Raw genomic sequence first — 17,289 nt, 5'->3', positions numbered from 1 at the left:
GCGACACCTCGTGCCGGCCGGTTGCGGTCGCGTCAGCGGGGCGGTCGCGTCAGCGGGTGCGGGCGACCTGCGCCCGATCGCGCGCCTGCGAGGACCGCCACAGCTCATGGCTCGTCCGCAGATGCGCGAGGGCGGCAGCAGCCGCCGCATCGGGGTCTCGACGCCGGATCGCGTCGAAGATCGCGAGGTGCTCCTGGTGGTACGTCGCGGGGTGGTCGAACCTGCTCACCAGCCACTGCAAGCGGCCCTCGATGGGCTCATTGATCGTCACGAGCAGGTCGTTGTGCGCCGCCGCCGTGAGCACGTCGTGAAAGCCCTGGTTGATCCGGCCATGGGCATCCGTCGCATCCGCGCCGAGGGACGTGGTGCCGCCCTCGAGCGCTAGGCGCATCTGCTCGATCTCCCAGTCCGTCGCACGCTCGGCCGCTCGCCGCGCCGTCAACTGGTCGAGCACCTCGCGGACCTCGAACAGGTTCTCGATGTCCTGGTCGGAGAGCGGCCGCACGACCATTCCGCGGTTCGGTATGGCCGAGACGAATCCCTGGCCGCGGAGGATGTTGAGCGCCTCGCGGATCGGCATCCGCGACACCCGCAGATCGTTCGCAAGCGTCTGCTCCACCAGCCGCTCCCCCGGCTGCAGGTCCCCCGAGATGATCCGCTCACGCAGCGTGTCGGCGATCTCTCCCACCCGCGGACGGCGATTCACGACGTTCTGTGCGGGCGCGCCGACCGGGGCTGCTGTGCCATTCGGCTCCATGCTCCCCACCATAACGGAGGAGGAAGGGGCGCTCGGGTCGATCAGTAAGCTGAGCTTCATGCGTCGCCTTCCGTCTCCACGCACGAAGAGCATGCCCACGAAGAGCGCCAGCCGAATGCGCACCACCGTCGGAGCCGTGCTGTCTGCGATGCTCCCGCTGACCTTGGTTGCCTGCGCGCCGTTCGGCGGCGGCACGTCTGATGAGGAACGCGCCGACGCGTACGGGAGCGCCGTCGATTCTCTGCCCCATGTGTCCAGTGTCGAGAGCAGTTACAAGACGATCACCGGTATGGGCCGGACCGCAGACGTGCTCATCCATGCGGACACGAACGACGAAGCCCTGTTGAGGGAGCTGATGACATCCGCATTTCCCGCGATCGTGGAGGCGGCGGAGGGCGACCCGGAGGTGAGCCTGTACATCCAGGTGATCGCCGACGACGGGCAAGACGCACTGGGGCCGGAGAGCATCGGATACAGCGGGACGGGGACGCTCACCAGTTACCGGGAATTCCTCGCGACTCACCCGATCCCGTGACCGAACGTCGGAAGCCCGAGACCGGGCAAGACACTTCACCGGAGGGCGCTCCGCGCATGCGGCGGGGCCTGAAGGGCGTTCTCTGGACGCTTCTCGTCGTGTGGGCGGCATGGATCGGATGCTCGATCATCGCGCTGAACGGCTCCAGCATTCGCCCCGCAGCCGGCAGCAGCGGGGGCATGATCGCCTTCGACGTGCTCGCCATGGCCATCACCGGAGACAGCAGCATCACGTGGGCGTTGATCGGATGCCGCATCTTCGGCACTGCCATGATCCTGATCCTGGTCGGCCTGCTGATCCGGTACGTCCGCACCCCGAGGAACAAGCACCTGAAGAAATGACGTCACCCAGGCGACGCTCAGTAGACCTGTCCCGCAATACCGGAGGAAGAAACATGCCCAAGTACACCGTCGCACTGGCCGTCGCCGCGGTCGCCCTGCTCACCGGATGCTCAGCGGCGCAGCCGGCACCGACGACGTCACCAAAACCGCCCAAACCCACAGCGTCGGTCGGAACGGTGAGCGTCAAGGAGTCGTGCGAAAGGTTCAACGAGCTCGACCACCGGCTGGCGCAGACCGACCCGAAGGACAACGATGCGCTCGTCGACCTCTACTCCGAGTTCGACGCCGCGGGGCAGGATGCCACCGACGACCAGGTCAAGGGACTGCTGATCTCGATGAGCATCGTCGTCTTGCAGTACACGGACCCCGCCGGGCCGTCCCAGGAGGACAAGGACCAGGCGAGCAGGTTCTTCCTCAGCGCTTCGGGCCCCTGCACTGCCGAGGGAGTCACGCTCAATATGGAGGTCCTCTGACCACGAGGTGCGGAGGACTACGCCCCTCGGCGTGCCGTCTCGGCATCCTCCGAGGAAAGCGCTTCTCGCCCCCGACGGTACGCGCGCAGTCGATCGCGATCGACTGCTGCGCGTCTGGCTGCAACGATCCGCAGCGCGATGCTGGCGAAGAAGAAGCCCGCAGCAGCGCACGCCATCCCGACGAACACGACACGCTCCACAGGATCGGATGCGCGTCCGATGTTCGCCAATCCTCCCAGGAGGAAGAAGACGCCCAGCAGCGCCATGGGCGTCAGCAGGCGGATCCACCATGCACCGAGCGAGGTCTTGAAGAACTCGTCGAACGGGGTCGGCAGGCCGCGATCTGACTTCTCGGCTTCGCTGAGCCAGGCGTGGGCGAGAGCGCGCCCTCTGCGGGTACGTGCATCCTGCAGCAGCCCGGTGACCAGGCGCAGGACGCACCAGAGACCGGTGAGCGCCAGGAAGGTCGTTGTGGCAGGAGCCGGGCTCTTCAGCCAGGCGGAGGTGAGGAACGCGGCCACGGCCGCCCAGCCGACGACACGCGTCACGAGCCGCGTCCTGTGCACGAGACCGGGGCCGCCGAGCCCCGCCGCGTCCAGTCGCGCACGGGCATCACCGTCGTCTGCGGCCCACTCCGCGCGTCGTCGTTCTCGCTCTTGTGGAGTATCCGGGATCCGCGACGGTGCGGCGGCCGCCAGGCGCAGCGCTTCGAGATCACCCGGGTAGGGAACCTCGGGACGCAGCGCCTGAAGGCGGAGCACTTCCTCGTAACCCAGAACGCCGTCGCGGGCCCGTGCGGCGGTCGCCATCGAGGCGATGTCGCCCCTCACCGCTCGGCCAGGACGAGTGGCCCTGGCACCGGGATTGCGGGACACATAGTCCTGCATGATCGCCCACGCATACACGGCTCGCTGTTGGCGAGACTGTGCCACGAAGCTCACGATCAGCCAGATGAGCAGCAGCAGGAACACGATCCCGACCAGGAGGACGATCGCGCCCTCGCCGACGCCGGTGGAGCTGCTGGGGTTTTCGCTGCCGCTGTCGATCAGCATGTAGACCCCGCCCGCGAGCCCGAGGATCGCCAGAAGAGCCGAGAACGCGAATTGCCCTATCCAATAGCCGAGACCGGAATACTTCTGGGAATCTGGCATATCCCAATTCTCTCGCACTCACGGCGGCGCACAGCACGGCTGCCCGGGGTCAGAGCTCCGGAGGTGCGACATGCACGGACACGAAGCGACGCGGTTCCAGGTCCCACGTGCAGGACATCTCGAGCCAGACATCGAGACCGGTAGCGGTGCCCACCGGAGTGTTGTAGCCCAGGGCACCGCAGGTCGAGCGAGGATCGGCCGCGTAACCCGTGACCCACGCGTTCAGGCCGTCTCCCTCGATGCCCGCAACCGATGCGTAGTCGCGCACGAACCTCACGAACTGCTCATCGTCCTCGGCCCTGACAGTAAGCCACAACTCACCGATCTCGTCAGAACCGGCGGCGACGTAAGGGAAGATGCGGTCGCTGGGCACCCGGATCGTCGCCTTCGGCGCGTGGATCGTGACCGCGATCGGGTGGGCGTGGTCTTTCGCACTCACGGCGTTCGCGAAATCTGACGAGCCCGTCAAGCCGATGTCCTGCAGGAGGAGTCGGCCACTGCTCCAGTCGAAGTTCGCACTGCCGGTTCTCTGGATGTGCTCAGCACCGGCATCGCTCAGTGAGGAGTTCCCTGCGGCGCCTTCGGTGGGTCCCGTCGGTCCAGCCTTCGAGACGCTCCACCCGAAGCATCCGGTCAGCCCCACTGTCATAGTCATCGCAACGAAACCCCAGGCCACAACAGTGGTGGGCCGAGAGTGCCCTCGAAACCTCATCGTCCGAGCCTACGGGCTCGTCGACCGCGCAGACCGCCGCGTCACGCCGGCGGCCAGCTGGTCTCGGATCATGACGTGCGCGCTGCTCATCGTGCTAGTCCTTCGTCGTGGACTCGTCGACGTGTGCGACGGTCACCTGAATCTTCGTGAAGGGGATGCCGCGCGCCGCGCAGAGTGCGTGGATCGTCTCGTGCACACGGCGGCTGGTCTCCACCGAGCCCGCGATGCCGTCGACGCCGATGGCGATCTCGACGCTCCAGCCTTCCTCTGCAGCGTCGACGCGCACCAGCGGCGGCCTGGCTCCCTCAAGACCGAGGATCTCCGCCCCGGCGTCTGCGACGTTCGACAGGACTCCGCCGACACGGAAGAGCCCGGTGACTCCTGCGACCTCCCGGACCGCAGTCTCGAGGTCAGCGGCCAGCGCCTGGCCCTCGATATCCGTCATCGATCCTCCTCGGCAGGGTCGGGAAGTCGTCGGACGTCATGCACGGTGATGTCGACGGCGGTGATGTGAAGCGTCGTGTGGTCGCGCAGCCGCACGTCGATCTCGTGACGCAGGCGGTCCACCAGACCCGGGATCGGCTCGCCGTACGGCACGCTGACGTCGAGCTGGATCCGCACCGGCTCGCCCGGCACCGTGACGTCGCCGTCGAACCGGCTCTTGCCGATGAGGACACCGGGCAAGGCGTTCTCGGTGGCGCGGATGAGTCCGCGTACTGCTCCCTCGGTGATCCCGAGGTCGGCGTTCGCGACGGGGACAGTGATCGGAATGCGCCGGCCGGCGTGCGCGTCGAGCGCGATGCCGGAGAGAATGCGCTGCACCCAGCTGTCATCCGGTTCTGGCTCGGCCTCGGCATCGGCGGCGAGGAGCTCGGGGCTCAGCCGTCGGAGGCGCTCCAGCGCCTCCAGAGCGATGCGGCATCCCGGTGACTCGTCGATGGCGGGGTCGGGCGGGCGGCATCCGGCTTCGAGGTAGTCCGAGAGCTCCTCGATCGTGTGACCGTCCAGGTCCTCGGGCTCCAGCCCGAGGATGCGGGCATCGGGGGTGTCGTGTTCGTTCATCGCCACTGCTCCATCCGCACGATGATGTCCTTCCGCGCCCTGGCAAGCAAGCCCCGCACCGTCGATTCCGACGTGTCGAGCTGTTCGGCGATCTCGGAGTACGTGCCGCCGCCGAGCTCCCGCAGCACCCAGACCTGCCGCTGCGCATCCGGCAGATGTTGAAGCGCGTCGCTCAGCGCGGCGACACCCGCTCTCGCCTCAGCTCGTGCCTGTGGGGACGCGCCCTCGGGGGCGGGGATCTCCAGGTCGGTCACGTCGGCGTGCACCCGTGTCGCGCGCAGCCGGTCGATCGCTTTGCGTGCGGTGATGCGCATCAGCCAGCTCCTCACCCGGGCCGGGTCGGCGAGCATGGGCAGCTGCTCCCACGCGGTGATGAAAGCGTCCTGCACCACATCGTCGACGTCGGCGGAGCCGTGCAGGATGCGACGGGCGTAGGCGCGCATCACGGGCGTGTGCCTGCGCACCAGCACGGCGAACGCCGTGGGATCGCCGTCGGCGGCTCGGCCTGCGACGATGTGGTCGTCGGCCGCCTCCAGCGGGCTGCGGTTCTGTTCCCTGCTCATCCTTCGGTCCCCTCACACGAAGGCCGCAATCCAGGGAGAGAGCCGGCGGACGGCATCTCCACCCGCCGGCCCTACCCCCTCGCGCGGTCAGCTCAGCTGCGTACCGTCACTTGGCCGAGCGGCGCCCGACGATCAGGCCGTAGATCAGCAGCACCACGATCGATCCTCCGATCGCGAGCAGCCACGTGGACAGGTTGAAGAAGCCCTGCAGGTTGACGTTGAAGATCAGCCCACCGAGCCAGCCGCCGAGGAATGCGCCCACGACGCCCAGCAGCAGGGTGACGAACCATCCGCCGCCCTGCTTGCCCGGAAGGATGAGCTTCGCGATCGCCCCCGCGATCAGACCAAGAAGCAGAAAACTGAAGAATCCCATGTGGTCGGTCCTTTCCATGATTTCGTCTGGTGCGGCACCAGGGTCAGTTCACCCGTGGCGTCTCAGATGCTAACCGGGCGCGGATGCCTGCGTGAATGGACACCAGCGTCGGCATTTCGCGGCCGGTGAGCACCGACAGGTTGTCGACGAGCCCCGTCACCGTTCTCGCGGCGTCGGCAGGAGACGTGTTCTGCCGCGCCGTCACGCTCACGTGCAGCATGTCGGTGCCACGTATCCGGTGCGCGGTCACCCTCGACGCGAGGATCTCGTCGTGGCCCGCCAGGGAATGCCGGATCGCGTCGGAGGCGAAGTCGTCACGGATCGTCACGGCCCCCTGTGCACCGTCGGTCGCCTCCTCACGGAGGAGGACGCTCGTGCGTCCGCCACCGAGCCGTGCGATCAGCACGACGACGACCGCCACGACGACGAGCAGCAGCGCGAGCAGCGCGACCGCCATCCAGCTCAGTGTGGTCCCCTCCACGATGCGCGTCGCCTCGTCAGCCTGCCGCATCCAGGCCATCGTGTTCGAGGCCGTCGCCCGCCAGGCATCCGCGGCCGCCGGCCACAGCTGGGCCGCGACAGTCGTCGCACCGACGGCGACGAGCGCCACACCGACGAGGAAGAGCACCGTGCGGTTCAGACCCCGGTTCGTCGCGTTCATCGTTCCCTGTTCTCCTCGTCGGGACGCATGACCCGTGCCCGCACCGACATGCCCGCCGGCAGCCCGTAGCGGGTGAGCTCGCCCTTCAGCACCGCACGCAGCCGTTCCTTGTCCACCGACTGTCCCGGTACCGGCCGGACGGTGACATCAGCGCTCCGGTGCCCCACGCCGACGACGACCGCTCCCCGCGGCAGGTCGAGCTCGTGCCGAATGTGTTCGGCGCTCGACGAAGCGATCACCGCGTTGTCGACGACCACGGAGTGGGGTGGCATGTCGAGCCGATGCCGCGGACGGCGCCCCGGGGTCAGCGCGAGCCAGATCAGCACGAGCCCCGCGATCGCCACCACCACGGCGCCGGCGATGACGGCGGGTTTCGCCTCGATGTCGGGCAGCGCCGCCGCCCCCTCAAGTGCAGTTCCGGGCGTCACCAGCAGCGGATCGAGCCGAAGCAGGTGCAGCACCATCTCGACACCGGCGTAGACGGCGGCGATCGCGACGACCACCAGCACCGTCGCGGCGGCGGCCGTGCGCGGCGAGTGCAGCTCGCGCCGGGTGGCCCGTTTCAGGACGGGAGTCGTCATCTACCTCACCCGCCTTCGTTCGGCGATCACGGCACCGGTCACGGTGAACGAGACGCGGGTGATCTCGCGCCCGGTCAGTCGAGCCAGCTCCTCGGCGATCGCGGACTGAAGGCCGCGGACGCGGTCGAGGACCGGGAGCGCAGAGTGGATCTCGTCCTGGTCGGACAGGCTGGGCACCGGCAGCTTCGCTGCGATGCCCACGGCCACTCCGCGTCCCCAGTCCGAGACGTCGACTGCGACCTCGTCGCGCGGAACGCCGATGGCTCCGGCCGACGCCTCGCGGACGACCTTGTCGATCGCCCGCTCGCGCACGCGGACCGTACCACGCAGTCCCGGCACGACGTCGGCAGGTGTACGCAGCGCTCCATCAGCGCTCATCGTGCTGCTCATGCTGACGTGCGCCTCCCGCTGAACGCCCCCGCGAGGGCGCGGAGGTCCAACTGACCGGACAGCACGCGTCCCGCCAGCGCACCGATCCCCATGAGGATCGCCACGAGGAGGAACCCCCAGAATCCGAAGAGCAGCGCGGCGAACGCCAGCACCGCCCCGATCAGGGCACCGGTCAGCGTCGTGTTCATGAGACGCGGGACTCGGCGTCGGCGTCGCCGTCGTCGGGCAGATGCACGTCGTTCACGTCGACGTTCACCTCGACGACCTGAAGACCGACAAGACGGGTGATCGCGTCCGCCACGGCGGCGCGGACGTTCTCGGCCACGTCCTGGATCGGGGACGGGTACTCGACGACGATCGTGATGTCGGCGGCCGCCTGGGTCTCACCGACCTCGACCTTCACGCCCTGGGTCAGGTCGGTCGCGTTCACGGCGTCACGGATCGCGCCGAGCGCACGGGCGCCGCCCCCGCCCAGTGCATACACTCCGGACACCTCGCGCGCGGCGATGCCGGCGACCTTGGCGACCACGCCGTCGGCGATGGTGGTGCGCCCTGCCGAGGCACCGGCCGGAGCCGTGCGTCCCGCCGCGTCCGGGCGGTCGACGCGCGACGTGCTCTTGACGGCACCCGTGGCCGATGCGTCAGCCTCGGGGAAGCCCACGTTCTTCTCATCCGCAGCCATCAGTTCAACCTCCATGTGTCAGCGGACCGGCCCAGGGCCGCTCCATCGAAAGAGCGAGAACCACGCTCTACAGATGAGACGGTGCCAGCGCGGCAGATGTCACAAACTTCTTCGGCGATTCTCGGATGAGGCCCGTCGCGCGGTGGTCCGCCCACGTTCTTGCCGATGGTCCTGGCCTCTTCTCGGCTGCGGAGTACTCCTTGGGCTGAGCTGCCTCACTGCTCAACGTGATCACCACCGCAGCGCTGCGCGATGCACCGGCTGGGCCCCATCGCCACGGCGCCCTCTTCGCCAGAGGGCGAGCAAAAGAATGAGGAGGGCCCGACCCTTGCGGATCGAGACCCTCCTCATTCTGTTTCGGTCGGGCTGCATCCCCACGGCGCCCTCCACGCGCCGCCCGGCGTCGAGATCGGTTCGCGTTGCGCGCAGAGGCGGCGCGCGGAGCCTCTCGGCGCCGCGTGGCCCCTCTTCACAGGTGCGAGTAAACGCACGAGGAGGGCCCCGATCCTTGCGGATCGAGACCCTCCTCGTGCGTTTACGTCGGGCTGACAGGATTTGAACCTGCGACCCCTTGAGCCAGCGATGTGATCTATGTCACGGACGCTCCATAGCCTTAGATGTCATACCGGAGTAGGGCACGCGGACGATCGCGGTTCCCGGTAGTTCCCCTCGATTCCGGTGACGTCCGGCGTCTAGCGGTGACACTAGCGGTGACATTTTCGGGGACGCTAGGGGCATCAAAGAAATCTGAGAGACCGCGATATCTGGGGTGACCCACTGGAGTACGCCGCGGATTTCTCGATCTCAGGACGCGGTCGCGAGCTTGAGAAATCTCCTACCGTAATGAGGCGGATCACCGCGCGGCCGGCGGGCCCGTCGGTATCCGAGCGATACCGCTACCGGTGCATACACCTCGGCCTCGCTCCTCGCCCGAAGGATGCGACGCTCTCGGAGTGGCGCATGGCGCTGGCAGACGCATGCACTGTGCGGCCGGACAGCTTCTTCAAGAGGGAGCCTCTATGGCTCGCGCGGGCGTCGCGCGCTGATCCAGCCCGCCCGCGACCGCGTCACGGGCGACACTACCTACCTTCAGCGGTTCGCGTCGGCATAGGGAGTCCTGCGCGCAGGAGGCAGGTCCTCTCACAAAACGCTCGTTTGTCAGAGGCTGCCGATAGCCTCGTGGCATGGCGCGACCACCCCGATGGCAGACGACTCTCGAGGCGAGCATGGAAGAGGCGTGCCTGGCGGTGCGGCTGTACAACGACCCGGCGGAGTCGCGCTCGTTCGAGGGCTTCGTGATCCACATGCACCTGGCGTGGCTGTACCTGCTGCATGCCCAGTTCATTCGCGACGACGTGGACTTCCGCTACTGGGACCCCCAGTTCAAGAAGAGGCTGCTCAAGATCGACGGGGAGGCGAAGCGCTGGGAGCTCGAGCGCTCGATGAAGGAGCGCTGGCCCTCCGACGCCAATCCGGTGCGCGCGAACCTCTCCCTGTTCATCAAGTTGCGAAACCGTCTGGAGCACCGGCACGCGCACGCAGACGAGGCGCTGATGCTGAACCTCGCCGGCCACGCCCATGCGCTGCTTGTCAACTTCGAGACCGAGCTGACGGAGCAGTTCGGCGACCACCAGTCGCTGGCCATGCGCCTTAGGGTCCCGATCTTCGTCGGCACCTTCACGTCCGAAGGCGAGCAAGCGCTGAGGAAGTTCAAAAGCACGCTGCCGCAGGACATCAAGAGCTTCATGACGAGCTACGAAGCCGGCCTGGACGATTCGATCACGAGCGACTCGCGCTACGAGTTCAGGATCAGGGCGATCGTTGAGCTCGCGCCGAAGGACCCCGACGCGATCGCGATGCAGTTCACGAAGTATGACGACATGACGGAAGAAGAACGCGCGTTCGCCGAGGAGCTCGGACGTCGAGGCCAGGTGATCGTCCGCGACAGGAAGCAGAACGTCTCGGGTCTGGGCCGCGTGATGCCGGCGAACGCCGTGAAGGAGATCCAGGCAGCGATACCGTACGTGTTCAACATGGCGCACTTCACGGACTCCTGGAAGAAGGCGAAGATCCGCCCACCCAACGGCGACGCCAATCCATCCCGGACGAACACGGACTTCTGCGAGTACGACGAACCCACGAAGACCTACAGGTACACGAAGGCCTGGGTTCAGCGCCTGATCAAGAAGTGCTCGACGCCAGAGGGCTTTCTAGAGATGACCGGGCGGGAGCCATGGCCGAAGCCCGCCAAAGCGTCCTCATCATGATCGAGTACCTCGCGGGCCACGAGCCCGACTTCTGGGACCCGGACCCCGGCGTGGACTCGCATCGCTTCGCGCTGGGCAACGCGTCGAGAGCGAGCACGGGCGCGCCGCCTCTCATCGCGATCGGCATGAACCCCTCGCACGCGGCGGAGACGCAGGCCGACAGGACCGTGAACAGGCTCATCGAGGCGAGCGTGCGCCGCGGGTACTCGGGCTGGGTGATGCTAAACCTGTATCCCGAGCGCTCGCCCAGGCCGAGCCAGCTATCGACTTACGACCCGGCGCTGTCGGCGCTGAACTGCGCGGCGATCGAGCAGGTGCTACTGAGACACGGCACGACCGAGGTGCTCGGCGCATGGGGCAACATGCCGCACAGGACTCTAAAGCGCGCGAAGCTCGACGTGCAGGCGCTGCTCGACCGGATGGGAGTGAAGGTGTTCACGTGGGACCCGTTGACGCAAGAGGGGAACCCTCGGCATCCGAGCCCGCCCGGCAGGCCACTGCCGATGCTCGGGCCGAAGGTCTACGTGAGCTGAGGCCGACGAGGGCGCTGTTCTGTTGTCGGCCATGACTCGCGGCGCGCATTGATGGGGTCGAGCGCGGCCCGGACGGACGCCGGGTACTGGGCATATCCCTTGAACGCAGACAATGGGAGGGCCCGCGACAGCGCTTTCAGGTTCGGGAATTTCTCAAGCGCTAGCTCGTACCGTTGCTGGGAGACGAGTCCCGCTCTGAGCATCCATGGGCTCTCCGCGGGCAACCAGCAGGGTCTACAGGCATGGCCTACGAGGAGAGAGACAGCGTAGGCGGCGTGCCCATCAGTGACGACTACCGGACGTGCTCGGTCGGCGGCGGCGACTGCCAGCCCGACCCCTCGGTCGGTTCCGACGAGCACGGCGCGAGGATCGCGTTCGTGTGCGCGGAGCATGAGATTCAGGCTCTAGTCGACCCGTTCGAGGGGACTAGGTATAGCTTCTTTCAGTCTCCGAGGAGGCCGTTCATTCCGCTGTCGAAACCGTTGGTCCGTAGAGCCTTCATCGCCCTGTCGGAGACTTCTTTCGCACGCATGAAAGCTTCACCGTTGGCGATGAGGTCGACAGCATCAGCCCAATCATTAGGCACAGGGACGAGGAGATTACGTACGTGGGAGGGCTCGAGGTGCTGCTGAATCGAGCCATACTCGTTCATGAGCATCTGCGCAGCTGCGTTGTCTGACAGCAGGAAGGCGGCTACGTAGGCGCGCACGGCTTGGGACGGTACCCGCACACGGATCATGTCGTCCGAGACGATCTGCCCGTCCATGACGCTCGACACGTAGGCCAACCGACCGATCGACCCTGAACGGGTAAGGAGCAGGTCACCCTCGTGCACAGTGACGGTGTCGAAGTCGCGAATCTGTTTCGGGCTCGCTTTGGCGAGGTCGACGTACTTGGCCGAGTCACGCTTGTCCTGAAGCATGGCGGACGGCGTGAAGTATCCGACGACGTTGTCTCCCGCAGTCTCATTGGGAACGATCACGTTTTCGGTCTTGAGTCGAGGCCCCTTGAAGATCGAGATACCGCGTTCGAGCTGCCCCAGCGTGGTTACCGACCAGCCGTCGAGCTCGTCGAACCGTCGCACGGTCGCGATCGACTCATTCAAGTGCGGCGAGTAGAACTGCGGGTTGATGTTCAGTCGGCTGTCGATGTCCGATCGTTTGACGGCGTAGCGGAACTGCGACGGTACGAGATCGCCGGACTTCAGGGCTTTGAAGTCGTCGACGATGTCGTCGAGGTCATGGTCAATCTCGGTTGTTGGGGTGCCGTCGTCGCCGATCACGAAGATCGGGACGCCCTCGGAGGTCTGACCGACCTTCTGCGAGACGGCCATGAAGATGTCGTAGTCGTCGTCGGGCTGCTGTCGTTGCTCGGAGGTCTTCTTTGTCAGGAAGACGATGCAGGTGCGCACACCGGTGTCAGGCTGGAACGAGTCCTTGTGGAGCGTTATCACGCCGTCGAGGTAGGCGTATTCAAAGAGCAGCTCGCGCGCCCGTAGCGCGAGAGTGGTGTCCAAGAAGGCCTTGGGCAGGACGATACCCATGCGGCCACCATCGGCGAGCCAATCGAGTGCGCGCTCGAAGAAAAGCAACTCGGGACTCTGCTGAGCCATGAGCTCGGTACTGGGCACACCGGTGACCTTCGAGACCACCTCACGCTTGGCCGTTTCGTACTGCGTGAGGATCTGGGGATCGGAGATGCGGGACTCGCCCTGACCTGCGAACGGTGGGTTGGACAGGATTACCTTGGGTACGCCGCGCGAGCATCGCGACTGGATCCAGGGATCGAGCTGCTCGTACGGACCCAGCGAGTTCCCCCTCGTCATGCCGGCGTGACCATCGCCATTGAGCAGCATCGCGGTCTTGGCGAGTTTGACCAGACGAGGAGTGATCTCGGAGAGGAAGATGTCGTTCTTGGCGTTGTCCAATTGGCGCTCACGCTGGGGGCTGCCAGGCAGCGTCGAATCAAGCACAGCCTGCCGGATGTATCGGAACGCAGCAGTAACGAACCCACCGGATCCGCCAGCCGGGTCGAGGACCTTCTCGCCGACCTTTGGATCAGCGATCTTGACCATGGCCGAGACGATCAGGCGGTTAGTGAAGAACTGCCCTCGTTGCCGCTTGAGGTTCTGGTGCGTGTACTGCTCGTACGCCGCGCCCATGACGTCCCAGTCGTCGGCATCTTGGTAGCCAACCACGAGAGTCCAGGGTTGAAGCACAGTGATGACCTCGGCGATCGCCGCGTCTGGGACCTCGATCTTTTCGCCTTCGGGAAAGACCTCGCGATGCCGTTCGGCGAAAGCCTCGAAGAGATCACGGACACGGGTAGAGGCGGCTTCGCGGCCCTCAGTGGTCTCGTACTCCTCCTGCGAGATGTAGAACGCCGGGTATTCACCGGGAGAGGACTCGTCCTGGATCTTGGCGAGCAGGATCCGCACCATGTCCATGGTGATGTCAAAATCATAGTTCTCCATGCCGCGGCCGTACAGCTTGCTGTTGCACAAGCGGAAGAGGCGGCGGATGTCGTGCGGCTTCTCGAGTTCGGACTTCTTCCGACGGTTGACCGAGCCCCAGGTCTCGTCCGCACGGGGAAGCTCGGTCACCGGGAGTAGCTGCTCAAGCTTGCGGTCGACCCGATAGAACTTGGTGTCGGCGTTCTCACCGTCGATGCCGTTCGTCCAGACGCCGCCGGGGGCGTTCGTCGAGAAGATATAGCTGACCAACTGTGCGTACCCGGACTTCACGTCGGGCTTCTTGCACTCGACGACGAAGGTGATTCGACCCTGATCTCGACTGGTGGCGGCAGCGGCGTTGGCATAGACGATGAGGTCCGCACGCACAGGAGCACCGTCGTGGCCCTTGAGCTCACTGCTGCCGTGATAGATCGGCACCTCGCGCTTGATGCGATTTGCCGGGTAGCCGTACTCGTTGCGCAGCACGGCTATGAAACCCTGCCGGACGGCTTCTTCGGGCGTGGCCGGTAGCAGCGTCCCGTCCGTCAGGCAGATGTACTTCCCGTCCTCGTTCAAGGTCGGACGAACATCAGCGCTTCGACGGTTGGGCGCGGTCGCCATCCTGGCCTCCTAGTGGTTGGAATTGCACCACCGGGGAGTGGCGTGCACATCCATGCCAGACTATCGAGCGCTCAACGGGCAACACAGACAACTCTCCACCTTCGGGCAACAAGGCCCCTGCTGAACATTTCTGCAGGGGTCTCGCACGATGTTTGTCGAAGCGTCCGCTACTGGCCGAAGCTGCTGGCCTAACCGGCCAGCTCCGCCTTCTTGACGAGTGCCCGGTGCAGCTCGGAAGAGGTGAGGCCAGGGTCCTCTGCGAGCATCTCGCCAACCGCGCGGGCCGCATACTGCTTTAGCGGCGCAGTCCATGTCGGCGTTGAACTGCGGGTCCGTGATCGCGCCGAGGTCGATGCCCATGATCACGCCACCAGCTCGACTCAACGAACGCGTCGAGGTCGGCCGGGCGATAGAGCACAGAACCGCCGATCTTGGCGTACTTGGGGCCCTGCCCTCGGAGCGCCACTTCTTCAGGGTCGAGTAGCAGACCCACAAGTAGACGGCCGCGTCAACGGAAACACAAAGCGATCAACGGGTGGCAACTGCGTGTAGTTCCTCCTGAGCAGAGGCAAATTGAACCTGCGATCTTGGCTCTTTGGAGACAGGTTCCGAACGAGCAACTCATCCAGACACAAAGCGACCACGAGCGCTATCTTGGGAGACAGGCCTTCAAAACATGACGGGCGTGTCACGGTGACATTGGCTTCTTACTGGTGACATCTGCGGTGACATCGCACGCATGAGACAACGAAACCCCGATCAGAATTAGCTTCTGATCGGGGTTTTTGTCGGGCTGACAGGATTTGAACCTGCGACCCCTTGACCCCCAGTCAAGTGCGCTACCAAGCTGCGCCACAGCCCGTTGTGATCCGCACCGGAGCGCGGGCAACTCCACAATCCTAGCCGACGAATGGGGCCTGCGCGAACCGCGCCGTCCGGGCGTGGCGCGCGGCCCGTTGCCGATGTCCGATACCGCGCGTAGCGTGCCCTGCATGACTTCGATCACCACGGAACGCGCGACGATCAGTCGGTGGGACGACGTGCAGCATTCCCTCACGGGAGGCGGAGACGGCCGCAGCTGCCAGTGCATCTGGCCCGTCGTGAGCAACAAGGAGTGGCAGTCCACCACCGTCGAGCAGCGGCGCGACATGCTCAAGGACGAGATCGCGGCCGGTCCCCCGCCGGGGCTCATCGCCTATGTCGACGGTGAGGCCGCCGGCTGGATCCGCATCGGACCTCGCAGCGCGCAGACGCGCATCGTCCGCACCAGGGCGATCGTCGCCGCCACCGCCGAGCCGCTGGACGACGCGAGCGTGTGGGCGGTGACCTGCTTCGTCATCCGCCGCGACCATCGCGGCAAGGGCCTGAGCGCCCAGCTCCTGAAGGCCGCGATCGATTACGCGCGCGAATCCGGAGCGCGTCTCATCGAGGCGTATCCCGTGGACACCTCCGAGGGCACGCATCACTCCAACGACCTCTTCCACGGCACGCTGTCCACGTTCCTCGCCCACGGATTCCGCCAGACCGAGCCGCTCACCCGCGGACGCGTCCTCGTGGTGCGCCAGCTGGAATGACCGTCCGCGCTACCGTGAAGCCATGAGCGCACAGCATCCGTCGATCGACGACCCCGAACTCGGCGTCCTCACCCGCGCCGAGAGCACCTTCGACGGCGGCACGGTCGCCGTCCACGACTGGTACGCGGGCAGCGTCGCCGACGGCGACGCCGACATCGAGCTGATGATTGACGGTCCCGAGATCGACGACGTGCGCTCGCGGCTCCCCCGGCTCCGCTCGGTGGTGGCCGACATCGACGGCATCCGCCGGCGCGCGTCGGATGCCGTGATCACCCACTTCAGCGACGTCGAGCCCGAGGCTCACGAGCTGGACGAGGGCGCAGCCGACCTGAGACTCGAGGCGATCGAGGCATCCTCCGACGACGAGATCGTGCTGCATTTCGTGGACACCTGCGGCCAGCACTTCCCCGAGGGCTACTGGCCCGCCGCGCACCTGGCCGCCAACGGCACCGTCGCCGCCGTGACGGTCGAGTCGTGAGTTCGCCGGCCCTCTCGCACCCAGTCGGAGAAGAGCGGATGCCCCGCAGCATCCGGCTTCTCGACATTCTCGCCTGGGTCCCGTACGTCGTCCTGTCGATCATCCACGTCTCAGCGATCGCCCTGGACAGCCCGCTGGCACCGCCGACCAAGCTCTGGCTGATGCCGCTGCTGGCGCTCCCCGTCGCCGCCGCGCCCCGACTGCGACCGCGGGCAGTCGTCGGCCTCCTGCTCGCCGCCCTGCTCTTCTCCTGGCTGGGCGATTCCGCGGGCGCCTTCTTCCCGACGCTGCCCGAGCTGCCCCTCATGCTGGGCTTCTTCGGCATCGCGCACATCGGCTACATCGTGCTGTTCCTCCGCTTCGCGCGCGTCCGTCGCCTGCCCTGGTGGACGCTCGTCTACGTCGCCTGGTGGGTGGGGATGCTGTCGATCCTCGGACCTCACACCGGCGGCCTGTTCCCCGCCGTGGCGGCGTACGGGCTCGTCCTCGCCGGCACGGCCGCGACCGCGGCGCGCTGCCATCCGATCGTCACGATCGGCGGCGCGTTCTTCCTCGCCAGCGACTCGATCCTCGCGTTCCGGCTCTTCCTGCCCGAGGGCCTGCCCGGATGGATGAGCCCGGCCGTGATGATCACGTACACGATCGGCCAGGGACTCATCGTGTGGGGCGTGCTTCACACCCTGGCGAGACGAGAGACACGATGACGGATGCTGTGAAGCCGGCGCGCATCGACAGCTGGCTATGGGCCGTCCGCGTGTACAAGACCCGATCGGCCGCCACGACAGCCGTCCGCGCGGGGCACGTGCGCGTGAACGGTGAGCGCATCAAGGCCGCGCAGACGGTGAAGCCGGGCGACGAGGTGCGGGTGCGGATCTCCGGCTTCGACCGGATCCTCATCGTGCGGCAGACCCTGACCAAGCGCGTCGGCGCACCTGTGGCGGCCACCGCCTACGACGATCGCACCCCGCCGCGTGACCCGGTGGCCATGCTCGCGGTCCGCGACCGTGGAGCGGGGCGACCGACGAAACGGGAGCGCCGCGAGATCGATCGCCTGCGCGGGCGCGACGATCTCTGAGAACGCGC

22 protein-coding genes and 1 tRNA gene are annotated in these 17,289 nt (G+C 66.4%); 9 read left to right on the top strand and 14 right to left on the bottom strand.

The genetic code is table 11. From position 1 onward, the window contains the following. Nucleotides 1-49 precede the first annotated feature (49 nt). The gene (locus tag MIAR_RS00770) at nucleotides 50-757 is read right to left on the bottom strand and encodes a GntR family transcriptional regulator (RefSeq protein ID WP_285630011.1); all 708 of its coding nucleotides are present in this window, start codon (nucleotides 755-757) and stop codon (nucleotides 50-52) included. Nucleotides 758-872: 115 nt separating this feature from the next. On the opposite strand from MIAR_RS00770, the gene MIAR_RS00765 reads away from it, so the two are divergent. Genes MIAR_RS00765 through MIAR_RS00755 form a run of 3 tightly spaced genes read left to right on the top strand, consistent with a single transcriptional unit; the run spans nucleotide 873 to nucleotide 2,106 of the window. Then, nucleotides 873-1,292 (top strand): hypothetical protein, encoded by a 420-nt coding sequence (locus MIAR_RS00765; RefSeq protein WP_285630009.1) that lies wholly within the window; start codon nucleotides 873-875, stop codon nucleotides 1,290-1,292. Nucleotides 1,293-1,348: 56 nt separating this feature from the next. After that, complete coding sequence (locus MIAR_RS00760) at nucleotides 1,349-1,633, top strand: hypothetical protein (protein ID WP_285630007.1); 285 nt, start codon at nucleotides 1,349-1,351, stop codon at nucleotides 1,631-1,633. Nucleotides 1,634-1,686: 53 nt separating this feature from the next. Further along, nucleotides 1,687-2,106, top strand: coding sequence for a hypothetical protein (locus tag MIAR_RS00755; protein ID WP_285630005.1), 420 nt, complete (start codon nucleotides 1,687-1,689; stop codon nucleotides 2,104-2,106). A 17-nt stretch (nucleotides 2,107-2,123) separates the two neighbouring features. Here the strand turns inward: MIAR_RS00755 and MIAR_RS00750 are convergent, their stop codons facing one another. From MIAR_RS00750 to MIAR_RS00700, 11 genes are all read right to left on the bottom strand, one after another. Continuing rightward, nucleotides 2,124-3,257: a hypothetical protein gene (locus MIAR_RS00750; RefSeq protein ID WP_285630003.1), complete on the bottom strand. Its 1,134-nt coding sequence runs from the start codon at nucleotides 3,255-3,257 to the stop codon at nucleotides 2,124-2,126. Between the two features lie 49 nt (nucleotides 3,258-3,306). Continuing rightward, entirely contained in the window at nucleotides 3,307-3,969 is a 663-nt protein-coding gene (locus tag MIAR_RS00745; RefSeq protein WP_285630001.1) for a hypothetical protein, read from the bottom strand. Nucleotides 3,970-4,063: 94 nt separating this feature from the next. Then, on the bottom strand, nucleotides 4,064-4,414 hold the full coding sequence (locus tag MIAR_RS00740; protein ID WP_285629999.1) for a hypothetical protein: 351 nt from the start codon (nucleotides 4,412-4,414) through the stop codon (nucleotides 4,064-4,066). Then, on the bottom strand, nucleotides 4,411-5,031 hold the full coding sequence (locus tag MIAR_RS00735) for an Asp23/Gls24 family envelope stress response protein (RefSeq protein ID WP_285629997.1): 621 nt from the start codon (nucleotides 5,029-5,031) through the stop codon (nucleotides 4,411-4,413). The genes MIAR_RS00740 and MIAR_RS00735 overlap by 4 nt, the downstream gene beginning before the upstream one ends. After that, nucleotides 5,028-5,594: an RNA polymerase sigma factor gene (locus MIAR_RS00730; RefSeq protein ID WP_285629995.1), complete on the bottom strand. Its 567-nt coding sequence runs from the start codon at nucleotides 5,592-5,594 to the stop codon at nucleotides 5,028-5,030. Before MIAR_RS00730 ends, MIAR_RS00735 begins: the two co-directional genes overlap by 4 nt. A gap of 106 nt (nucleotides 5,595-5,700) precedes the next feature. Continuing rightward, on the bottom strand, nucleotides 5,701-5,967 hold the full coding sequence (locus MIAR_RS00725; RefSeq protein ID WP_285630671.1) for a GlsB/YeaQ/YmgE family stress response membrane protein: 267 nt from the start codon (nucleotides 5,965-5,967) through the stop codon (nucleotides 5,701-5,703). 43 nt (nucleotides 5,968-6,010) lie between these two features. Continuing rightward, nucleotides 6,011-6,628: a hypothetical protein gene (locus tag MIAR_RS00720; protein ID WP_285629993.1), complete on the bottom strand. Its 618-nt coding sequence runs from the start codon at nucleotides 6,626-6,628 to the stop codon at nucleotides 6,011-6,013. Next, nucleotides 6,625-7,209 (bottom strand): DNA/RNA endonuclease G, encoded by a 585-nt coding sequence (locus MIAR_RS00715; RefSeq protein ID WP_285629991.1) that lies wholly within the window; start codon nucleotides 7,207-7,209, stop codon nucleotides 6,625-6,627. The genes MIAR_RS00720 and MIAR_RS00715 overlap by 4 nt, the downstream gene beginning before the upstream one ends. Continuing rightward, complete coding sequence (locus MIAR_RS00710) at nucleotides 7,210-7,587, bottom strand: NTP pyrophosphohydrolase (RefSeq protein ID WP_285629990.1); 378 nt, start codon at nucleotides 7,585-7,587, stop codon at nucleotides 7,210-7,212. It abuts the gene before it with no gap. A gap of 8 nt (nucleotides 7,588-7,595) precedes the next feature. Next, nucleotides 7,596-7,787 (bottom strand): DUF2273 domain-containing protein, encoded by a 192-nt coding sequence (locus MIAR_RS00705; RefSeq protein WP_285629988.1) that lies wholly within the window; start codon nucleotides 7,785-7,787, stop codon nucleotides 7,596-7,598. Then, entirely contained in the window at nucleotides 7,784-8,281 is a 498-nt protein-coding gene (locus MIAR_RS00700) for an Asp23/Gls24 family envelope stress response protein (RefSeq protein ID WP_285629985.1), read from the bottom strand. Before MIAR_RS00700 ends, MIAR_RS00705 begins: the two co-directional genes overlap by 4 nt. A gap of 1,184 nt (nucleotides 8,282-9,465) precedes the next feature. On the opposite strand from MIAR_RS00700, the gene MIAR_RS00695 reads away from it, so the two are divergent. Together MIAR_RS00695 and MIAR_RS00690 are read left to right on the top strand one after the other, a co-directional pair. Beyond that, nucleotides 9,466-10,548 (top strand): DUF3644 domain-containing protein, encoded by a 1,083-nt coding sequence (locus MIAR_RS00695; protein ID WP_344287811.1) that lies wholly within the window; start codon nucleotides 9,466-9,468, stop codon nucleotides 10,546-10,548. Further along, the gene (locus MIAR_RS00690; protein WP_285629983.1) at nucleotides 10,545-11,081 is read left to right on the top strand and encodes a DUF1643 domain-containing protein; all 537 of its coding nucleotides are present in this window, start codon (nucleotides 10,545-10,547) and stop codon (nucleotides 11,079-11,081) included. The genes MIAR_RS00695 and MIAR_RS00690 overlap by 4 nt, the downstream gene beginning before the upstream one ends. A gap of 442 nt (nucleotides 11,082-11,523) precedes the next feature. Here the strand turns inward: MIAR_RS00690 and MIAR_RS00685 are convergent, their stop codons facing one another. After that, a complete protein-coding gene (locus MIAR_RS00685) occupies nucleotides 11,524-14,154 on the bottom strand; it encodes an N-6 DNA methylase (RefSeq protein ID WP_285629981.1) in 2,631 nt (876 codons plus the stop codon). A 788-nt stretch (nucleotides 14,155-14,942) separates the two neighbouring features. Further along, nucleotides 14,943-15,016 (bottom strand) — tRNA-Pro (locus MIAR_RS00680). 130 nt (nucleotides 15,017-15,146) lie between these two features. On the opposite strand from MIAR_RS00680, the gene MIAR_RS00675 reads away from it, so the two are divergent. Genes MIAR_RS00675 through MIAR_RS00660 form a run of 4 tightly spaced genes read left to right on the top strand, consistent with a single transcriptional unit; the run spans nucleotide 15,147 to nucleotide 17,281 of the window. After that, complete coding sequence (locus MIAR_RS00675) at nucleotides 15,147-15,728, top strand: GNAT family N-acetyltransferase (protein ID WP_285629979.1); 582 nt, start codon at nucleotides 15,147-15,149, stop codon at nucleotides 15,726-15,728. Between the two features lie 22 nt (nucleotides 15,729-15,750). After that, nucleotides 15,751-16,206, top strand: coding sequence for a hypothetical protein (locus tag MIAR_RS00670; protein ID WP_285629977.1), 456 nt, complete (start codon nucleotides 15,751-15,753; stop codon nucleotides 16,204-16,206). Nucleotides 16,207-16,244: 38 nt separating this feature from the next. After that, nucleotides 16,245-16,910 (top strand): lysoplasmalogenase, encoded by a 666-nt coding sequence (locus tag MIAR_RS00665; protein WP_285629975.1) that lies wholly within the window; start codon nucleotides 16,245-16,247, stop codon nucleotides 16,908-16,910. After that, nucleotides 16,907-17,281: an RNA-binding S4 domain-containing protein gene (locus MIAR_RS00660; protein ID WP_285629973.1), complete on the top strand. Its 375-nt coding sequence runs from the start codon at nucleotides 16,907-16,909 to the stop codon at nucleotides 17,279-17,281. The genes MIAR_RS00665 and MIAR_RS00660 overlap by 4 nt, the downstream gene beginning before the upstream one ends. The last annotated feature ends 8 nt before the right edge of the window (nucleotides 17,282-17,289 follow it).

Source organism: Microbacterium arabinogalactanolyticum, assembly GCF_030268005.1.
In the GTDB taxonomy this organism is placed as follows: Bacteria; Actinomycetota; Actinomycetes; order Actinomycetales; family Microbacteriaceae; genus Microbacterium; species Microbacterium arabinogalactanolyticum.
Note: the sequence above shows the minus strand (reverse complement) of the source record. Positions and strands in the feature narration are given on the sequence as shown.